This is a genomic window from Fretibacterium fastidiosum, from assembly GCF_000210715.1.
In the GTDB taxonomy this organism is placed as follows: domain Bacteria; phylum Synergistota; class Synergistia; order Synergistales; family Aminobacteriaceae; genus Fretibacterium; species Fretibacterium fastidiosum.
Genome location: NC_021038.1, coordinates 67589 through 71036, shown reverse-complemented (window position 1 = coordinate 71036; position 3448 = coordinate 67589). Strand labels below are relative to the sequence as shown.

The following is a 3448-nucleotide window of genomic DNA, read 5'->3' as shown; positions in this document are numbered from 1 at the left end:
TGGGGCGCCTGTCTGACATTCCCCATCAACGCCTCCACAAGGCAATCCATTGCCTTGCTTCGGCACAGCCGACCAACGCAGCGCTGCAATCGCTGACGCGATTGCATAAGCTGCGTCGTCTGGCTGAGCTACGGAAGTCCCCCGGACTTCCTTCGCCCTCAGCCGACCGACCGGCCGCCGCAATCCTCCCCAAAGATCGGCTTGCGTGAGGCCGGTCGTCTGGCTGAACCCCTCCGCCGCCCTTGGCGGCACCTCCCCTTTCAGGGGAGGCAATCCGTATTAAACGCGAATTGGCATGACCTTTCACCCGTCAGGGGCAGCAGAAAACGTGCAAAACCGGCGTCCGACGCACGTTAAAAATTTTGCCTTCGGATTTGGTTTTTTCTCCAGCGATTGACAGCAGGGCCTCAAAGTTTCAGGAGCCGCAGCGCAACCCGCCGCGACAAGGCTCCCGAGCCCTATCGCGCCTTCCTGGCCAGGTTGTCCAGGGCGCCCGTAAGCGGCAGAATCCGCTTGTCCTTCGCCGGCTGCTTCAGGGCGTCGTCCGCGCTGAGCTTCTTCTTCCAGTAGTCCTCGTTGCGCTTGACGCTGACGCTGATCACCGAGCCCTCCAGCGACACCCCGGCGAAGAGGCCCTTCGTCATGGAGTAGCTGTAGATGGAGGCCCTGGCCTGCGCGTCCGTCGCCGCCTCGGCGCGGCGTCCTGTGGGGCCGGCGGCCACGGACACGTCGGCGCCCAGCTTCGTCCGACTGTTCAAAAACGCGCGGACCCCGTCCTCGTTGGTGACCACCAGGACGAGGGATATCTTCTGGGCCCCGATCTGCAGGCCCAGGGACCCGCCGCCCAGGTTGTAGTAGCTGGGGCCGTACCACCGCCCCTTCTCCCGACGCAGGATCAGCCCCTCGCCGTACTCGCCGCCGATGATCAGCCCCGCCTTCACCATCGCCGGGACGATCGCCACCGCATGGGCGTCCTTCAGGACGTCCGCCATGGCGTCCGCGTCCTCCTGCTTCGCCATGTCGTGCAGCACGTCGATAGAGTCGCTGATGATCCCCTGAGCCGATGCCGCCCAGGCCCTGTCCGTGGCAGAGGCGCAGACCGCCGCCGCCAGGACCGCCGCCAGAAAACCGTAAAACCCCTTACGAACCTTCATAGTGCGCATGTGTTTTCCGCCTCCTGTGGGGCTCGCAGGCCCCCGAATTTGTTATTCCCCATCGGAACGCGGCCCCTCGCACATCTCGAGGAGCACGCCGTGGCGCAGACCGTTGATGCTGAGGGTGAAGCACTCCACGTCGAGGGCTCGCATGGCGCCGAGGATGATGCAGGCGCTGCCCAGGACGATGTCCGCGCGGGAGGCCGGCAGGCCCGCGATCCTCCGCCGCTCCGCCAGCGGGAGCGACGCATAGAGCTCCACCTGCTCCGCGACGTCCTTTCGGGTCAGCATCATGCCGTGCAGCCTCGTGGGGATGAAGGTCGCCGAGCCGTCCTTTACGGAGCCTATGGCGACGGCGCCCCCGCCAAGGCCCAGGACCGCCGGGGCCGTCCCAGGGTGGGCGCGGGCGATGCCGTTCGCGCTCAGGGCCTCCCGAACGCAGGCCATGGCCTCGTCCAGGGCGAGCTTCGGAGGCGGGTCCTCCGCGAAGAAGCGCTCCGTCAGGGAGACGGCTCCCACGGGGACGCTCTGAATCCTCTCGACGGCCCCCCGCCGGCCGAAGACGAACTCCGTGCTGCCGCCGCCGGTGTCGAACAGGACCAGGTCCCCGCCGTTTCGGGCGAAGTCCGCCGAGGCCCCCTTCCAGGAGTAGCTCGCCTCTTCCTCGCCGGACAGGATCCGAACCTCAAGCCCCGTCCGCCGGTGGACCAGGGACAAGAACTCGTGGGCGTTGGCCGCGACGCGCAGGGCCATGGTGCCCACCAGACAGGGCTCCGCCCCCATCCTTCGGGCGCGGCCCACCATCTCCGAGACGACCCGCACGGCGTTGCCCATCGTCTCCTCCGGGATCGCCCCGTCCCTGAGGCAGCCCCCGAGGCGCACCACCTCCGTGGTGTCCAGGAGGACCTGCACCCCACCAGCGGCGCAGCACCCCACCCTCAGCTTGATGGAGTTGCTGCCGATGTCCACCGCCGCGCAGACCCTGCCCCCTCCGGTGCTACCCATTCCGGGCCTCCGTCGCGCCCGACCGGCGGCGGTTCCAGCCCTCCTGCACCACGAAGAAGAAGGCCGTCGTCGGGATGGTGCACAGGAGCCCCACGGTTCCGGCCAGGCTCTGCACGATCTGCTGGCCGATGTAGGGGTCGTTCAGGATCCCCAGAAGGTTGGCCCCCGCGCTGCAGATCAGGATCGCCATCGGAAGCGAGCTACCCAGGTAGGCCAGGATCAGGGTGTTGATCATGCTCCCCAGCACCTCGCTGCCCACGCTGATGCCGGCCGTCCAGAGCCGCCGCAGGGGGATGTCCGGCGCGTAGCTCACCAGTTCCGCCATGGAGGCCGTCACCGAGACGGCGACGTCCAGCACAGCGCCGATGGCGCTCACCAGGATCGAGGCCAGGAGGATGCCCTGCATGTCGATCCCCGGAAGGGTGGAGGCCAGGAGGGCCGCCCCCTCCCCCGCGAGCCCCGACAGCTGCCACGCCCACACCATAAACGCCCCCAGCAGAAAGCCGCAGCCGGCCCCGCTGAGGCTCCCCAGGAGGGCCGCGCTGCGGTAGCACGAACGCCGGACGACGCAGAAGATCGTGGCCGACGAGACGAGCAGGATCGCGGCGAAGGCCATGGCCATGGGGCTCCACCCCCTGGTCATGAGGGGGATCATCCCCCAGATGAGCACGACCAGCGAAAGGGCGAGGCCCGCCAGGGCCCAGAAGCCGGCCGCGCCGGTGAGGGCCAGGAGGCAGAGGCACACGCCAGCGACAAAGGCCACGAGCGACGGAACGCGGTAGGCGTCGGCGATGGAGTACTGCACTTCGCCCCCCTCGAAGACGTCCTGGACCAGAAGGTAGCGCCGCCCCTCGATGGGGTCCAACCCGCTCCCATCGAGCCGAACGACCTTGACGTTGGCCGTCACTCCCCTTTGATCCCCCGTGAGGATCAAAAGCGTGAGCTGCCTCTGAAGGGTCGGGAAGCTCTCCTGCTCCCCACGGGCGGGAGGGACGGGAGTCTCCGGACCCATGCCAAGGACGCGGACGATCAGAGACTCCTCGCAGTTCCATATCCGTGTCGTCCAGTAGTCCGTCCCCCAATAGACCGCCGCCGCGGCCGCCAGGGACACGGCCAGGCGCAGCAAGGTCAGGCCCAGGACCTGCCCCCGCCTCCCCAGGAGGCGGCGCATCGAGGGCTCCCTCTCATTCGTCCCCATCTTCGTCCTCACCGGGGCAGCTGATGTCCGCCGGAAGCGTCCATCCCCGGTCCACCGCGATGGCCCGCATGTCCTGTACGGGCGGCGGACG

Annotated in this window: 3 protein-coding genes; all 3 read right to left on the bottom strand. The window is 68.1% G+C overall.

The features are described from left to right. Nucleotides 1-458 precede the first annotated feature (458 nt). Genes SY1_RS00340 through SY1_RS00330 form a run of 3 tightly spaced genes read right to left on the bottom strand, consistent with a single transcriptional unit; the run spans nt 459 to nt 3357 of the window. Nucleotides 459-1163, bottom strand: a complete 705-nt coding sequence (locus SY1_RS00340; RefSeq protein ID WP_015555800.1) for a lipid-binding SYLF domain-containing protein — start codon at nt 1161-1163, stop codon at nt 459-461. Nucleotides 1164-1205: 42 nt separating this feature from the next. Then, a complete protein-coding gene (locus SY1_RS00335; protein WP_015555799.1) occupies nt 1206-2159 on the bottom strand; it encodes a Ppx/GppA phosphatase family protein in 954 nt (317 codons plus the stop codon). Beyond that, complete coding sequence (locus SY1_RS00330) at nt 2152-3357, bottom strand: YibE/F family protein (RefSeq protein WP_208872463.1); 1206 nt, start codon at nt 3355-3357, stop codon at nt 2152-2154. The genes SY1_RS00335 and SY1_RS00330 overlap by 8 nt, the downstream gene beginning before the upstream one ends. Between the last annotated feature and the right edge of the window lie 91 nt (nt 3358-3448).